Here is a 4,088-nt window from a genome sequence, read left to right as displayed (position 1 = left end):
CTGTCGCCGCGACTCTCGACGGTTTCGCCCTCGCCGAGGTCGATCTGGAGCTGCGCGGTGAGGGTGATGTGCTCGGCGCGGCGCAGGCGGGCGTCCGCTCTTCCCTCAAGCTCCTCCGCGTCGTGAAGGACGCCGGTCTCATCGCCCGGGCGCGTGAGCTGGCCGAGGGCATCCTGTCCGCCGACCCCGACATGGCCGATCACCCGGGCCTTCGCGAGGCGATCGCACGACGTGTGAGCGATGAGGATCGCGCGGCGCTGGCGAAGAACTGACGCGGAACCGACGTGCCCTAGGCTGGAACCATGAGCAGCCGGATCGCCGTCGTCCCGGGTTCCTTCGATCCGCCTACGCTGGGTCACCTCGATGTGATCAGGCGCGCGGCCGCTCTCTATGACGAGCTGCACGTGCTGGTCGTGCACAACCCGGGCAAAGAGGCGATGCTGCCGATCGCGCAGCGGCTCTCCCTGCTGGAGAAGTCGATCGCCGACGACGGCATGCAGGGCAACATCGTCATCGGTTCGTGGAGCATGGGTCTCCTGGTCGATTACGCCCGCGATGTGAACGCCGGTGTGCTGGTGAAGGGCATCCGCTCCCAGATCGACGTCGCGTACGAGTCTCCGATGGCGATCGTTAACCGACACCTCGCCGGCATTGAGACCGTGTTCCTCCTGCCCGACCCCTCGCACGCCATGGTCTCCAGCTCCCTCGTGCGCCAGGTCGCATCTCTCGGCGGCGATGTGACGCCCTTCGTCCCCTCGGCGGTCGCGGCGTTCCTGGACACTGGGTCCCGCGGGCTCTGACGCCCTTCCCTGAACGCGCGGTCAGAGCGACCGTGAGCCCTGGCCGGTAGCATGGAAGCGTGCGCTCTCGAATGAACGGCCCTTTTGTGCTCCCTGCCCGCGACATCGTCCGGCGACCGGGAGAAATGCGCGAACACGAGTTCACCGTCGCTCTCTCCGAGGCGTGGGGTGAGGGGATCGTGTCGTACGAGGCCGGGTCCGAACTCGATCTCGATGTGCGGTTGGAGTCCGTCCACGAGGGCATCCTCGTGTCTGGAACCGCTGATGCGGAATACGCCGGCGTGTGCGGAAGATGCCTGATCGACATCACTCGGCCCGTCGAAGTCGAGTTCCAGGAGCTTTTCGCGTATCCTGGTGAGGAAGAAACTGACTTCGAGGTTCAAGACGACCACGTGGATCTTGAAACTCTCGTCAGGGATGCGGCCGTACTGGCACTTCCTTTTCAGCCGGTGTGTCAGCCGGATTGCCCGGGTCTCGACCCGAAAACGGGTGAACGACTGACCGTGAGCACCGGAACGGAGCAGGCCGCTCCCATCGATCCTCGGTGGAGTGCGCTCCAGAACATCACAGACCAAGACGGCACGGAAGAATCTCGTGCCGCCGAGAAAGAAGAGAGCTAGTCATGGCTGGTAACCCCCCGAAGCGCAAGGTATCCCGTTCGAACACCCGCTCGCGCCGCGCGCAGTGGAAGGCGGCGCCCGTCGCGCTCGTCAAGACGATCGAGAACGGCCAGGTCGTCTACAGCCGTCCCCACCAGGCGAAGGTCGTCACCGACTCGCAGGGTACGGAGCTCTTCCTGGAGTACAAGGGCCGCAAGGTCGCCGACGTCTGAATCGCGTACGGTGACGGAGGTCCCCGGGGGGATGAGGCCTCTCCCAGATAAGCTCCGCGTCGATATCGACGCGGAGCTTCTGGAGTTGGCCCTCACTCATCGCTCGTACGCGTACGAGCACGGCGCCATCCCGCACAACGAGCGTCTCGAGTTCCTCGGGGACTCGGTGCTCGGTCAGGCCGTCACCGTCATGCTGTTCACCACGCACCCTGATCTCGATGAGGGCGAGCTGGCCAAGCGGCGCGCGAGCGTCGTGTCGACCGTCGCCCTCGCCGAAGTCGCGCGCGGGATCGATCTCGGTAGTCATCTTCTGCTCGGACGCGGTGAGGAGCAGACGGGCGGTCGCGACAAGGACTCGATCCTCGCCGACACGATGGAAGCCGTCATCGGGGCCACCTACCTCTCGGCCGGGCCCGAAGCCGCGACAGAGCTCGTGCTGCGTCTGACGAAGCCGCTGCTGGCCGACCCGGAACGCTACGGCGCCGCGATGGATCCGAAGACCAGTCTGCAGGAGCTGGCCGCCCGTGTCGGTGCGACGCCTCCCCGCTACTCGGTGGAAGCGAGCGGGCCCGATCACGACCGGCGGTTCGTCGCGACCGTCATCGTGGGCGATGTGAGCATGACCGGCGCGGGCAGCAGCAAGAAGACGGCCGAGATGGCTGCGGCCCTCAGTGCCTGGCGCACCCTCAGCGAGCGTGCCTGAGCTTCCTGAGGTCGAGGTCGTCCGTGCGGGCCTCGCCCCGGCTGCCGTCGGATCCCTGATCACCGCGGTGAGCGTGTTCGATGAACGCGCGCTCACGCGGCACGTCGCGGGTGCCGCTGATTTCGTCGGTCGGCTCGAAGGACGCACCTTCACCGCAGCGTCCCGCCGGGGCAAGTTCCTCTGGCTCCCGCTCGACGACGGCGACTCCGCGCTAATCGCGCACCTCGGGATGAGCGGCCAGATGCTGCTTCGTGCTCCCGATGCGGGCGCCGAACGCCATGAGCGCGTGCGCATCGGCATCGAGCATCCGACCCACGGCGAACTCGCGATCGTGTTCGCCGACCAGCGGACTTTCGGCTCGCTGGCGGTGGACGCACTGATCGACGACGCAGGATCGCGGATCCCCACCCAGGTCGCGCATATCGCCCGTGACCCGCTGGATCCTCGTTTCGATGATCCGGCTTTCCGTGCTGCTCTGGCCAGACGGGGGAGCGCGATCAAGCGCGTGCTGCTCGACCAGGGGGTCGTGAGCGGGATCGGCAACATCTACGCCGACGAGTCGCTGTGGGCTGCGCGCATCCACCCGGAGACGCCCGCCGCCAGCCTGTCGACACAGGCCGTGCGCCGGCTGCTCGCCGAGGTGCGCCTCGTGCTCGCGAAGGCCCTCGCCGAGGGCGGCACCAGCTTCGATGCGCAGTACGTCAACGTCAACGGTCAGGCCGGCTACTTCGCGCATTCGCTCAATGCGTACGGACGTCAAGGCGAGCCGTGCCCGCGCTGCGGAGCGCCGATCGTCCGCGAGAGTTTTATGAATCGCGGGTCGCACTTCTGTCCGCGGTGCCAGCGACGGCCGTGAGGAGGTACTGAGGCTCAGCCGTTGAGCAGTACCGATGCGATTGTGCTGTCATTCATCGTTGCGACCGCATACACTCCGTCGTCGAAACCATAGGCGAGGGAAACGCTGGGAGCATTCGCCTCTGAATCCCAAACGGCGCTGAGCGAGCTGAGCTCACACCTGGCGAACATGTTCCGGTCTGCCTCGCAGGGCCGTTCGGCCGCGACTTCGGCATGCAGTAGCGACGGCTCTTTCTGCTGCACGAACGCAAAGGCTGCGCCTACAGCCTGCAGCGCTCTCTTCGTTTTCTCGTCGTCAAGCGGGCAGTCGAAGATGACGCCGGATGAATATGTGCTGTCAGCGATTTCTATCGTGCAACGGTAGAACGTGGGCCCCAAAGCTTCGAACTGGAGGTCGGCCATCGGCCCAGTCTAGAGGTCGTCGCCTCGCCTGGTTTGAGGATCAACATCCTCCGTGTAAGGGGCCCTGCGATGTTCGCGCTTCTCCGGTGGCTCGGACCCATGAGGACAAGCTCGCCAGGTCAACGTGACTAACTGTGCCAGTCGGGCTGGGCTGACCCCGTTTGGTAGGTCCGGTGGTTGTGTGAGTGGTCCTGTTGCCCGGGGGGTCCGGGCAGTGAGACTGGTCAGATCATGACGAACAGCAGGAAGCGTCACACCTCGGAGCAGGTCGTCCGTAAGCTCGGGCGGGCCGACAGGATGCTCGCGGGCGGTAGCGACATCGCCGGGGTGTGTCGAGAGCTCGGAGTGTCCGAGCAGACGTACTACCGGTGGCGTTGCGGGACTGGCTGCGGGCGTATGCGAAGAAGCACCCGCGGTGGGGATACCGCAGGGCCTACCACGATGCCCGCGGCGAGGGGTGGGTCGTGAACCACAAGAAGATCCAACGGCTCTGGCG

Annotated in this window: 6 protein-coding genes and 2 pseudogenes; 7 read left to right on the top strand and 1 reads right to left on the bottom strand. The window is 65.9% G+C overall.

The window, feature by feature from the left end:
* From KZA10_RS09000 to mutM, 6 genes and pseudogenes are all read left to right on the top strand, one after another.
* Nucleotides 1-272: pseudogene (locus tag KZA10_RS09000) on the top strand (ATP-dependent DNA helicase RecG); the annotation flags it as partial.
* A gap of 30 nt (nt 273-302) precedes the next feature.
* Entirely contained in the window at nt 303-800 is a 498-nt protein-coding gene (coaD, locus tag KZA10_RS08995) for a pantetheine-phosphate adenylyltransferase (protein WP_017830756.1), read from the top strand.
* 71 nt (nt 801-871) lie between these two features.
* Nucleotides 872-1,420 carry a DUF177 domain-containing protein gene (locus KZA10_RS08990; protein WP_017830755.1) on the top strand — a complete coding sequence of 183 codons (549 nt, stop codon included), beginning with the start codon at nt 872-874 and terminating at the stop codon, nt 1,418-1,420.
* A gap of 2 nt (nt 1,421-1,422) precedes the next feature.
* Nucleotides 1,423-1,632: a 50S ribosomal protein L32 gene (rpmF, locus tag KZA10_RS08985; RefSeq protein ID WP_017830754.1), complete on the top strand. Its 210-nt coding sequence runs from the start codon at nt 1,423-1,425 to the stop codon at nt 1,630-1,632.
* Nucleotides 1,633-1,663: 31 nt separating this feature from the next.
* Nucleotides 1,664-2,335, top strand: coding sequence for a ribonuclease III (gene rnc / locus KZA10_RS08980; RefSeq protein WP_017830753.1), 672 nt, complete (start codon nt 1,664-1,666; stop codon nt 2,333-2,335).
* Nucleotides 2,328-3,191 carry a bifunctional DNA-formamidopyrimidine glycosylase/DNA-(apurinic or apyrimidinic site) lyase gene (mutM, locus tag KZA10_RS08975; RefSeq protein WP_055868565.1) on the top strand — a complete coding sequence of 288 codons (864 nt, stop codon included), beginning with the start codon at nt 2,328-2,330 and terminating at the stop codon, nt 3,189-3,191. The genes rnc and mutM overlap by 8 nt, the downstream gene beginning before the upstream one ends.
* Nucleotides 3,192-3,205: 14 nt before the next feature.
* Here mutM and KZA10_RS08970 read toward each other — a convergent pair whose 3' ends face one another.
* Nucleotides 3,206-3,592 carry a hypothetical protein gene (locus KZA10_RS08970; protein WP_218682694.1) on the bottom strand — a complete coding sequence of 129 codons (387 nt, stop codon included), beginning with the start codon at nt 3,590-3,592 and terminating at the stop codon, nt 3,206-3,208.
* 231 nt (nt 3,593-3,823) lie between these two features.
* Between KZA10_RS08970 and KZA10_RS08965 the strand changes: the two are divergent.
* Nucleotides 3,824-4,088: pseudogene (locus tag KZA10_RS08965) on the top strand (transposase); the annotation flags it as partial.

The sequence above is a fragment of the Microbacterium sp. BF1 genome, from assembly GCF_019279095.1.
Taxonomy (GTDB): domain Bacteria; phylum Actinomycetota; class Actinomycetes; order Actinomycetales; family Microbacteriaceae; genus Microbacterium; species Microbacterium maritypicum.
Note: the sequence above shows the minus strand (reverse complement) of the source record. Positions and strands in the feature narration are given on the sequence as shown.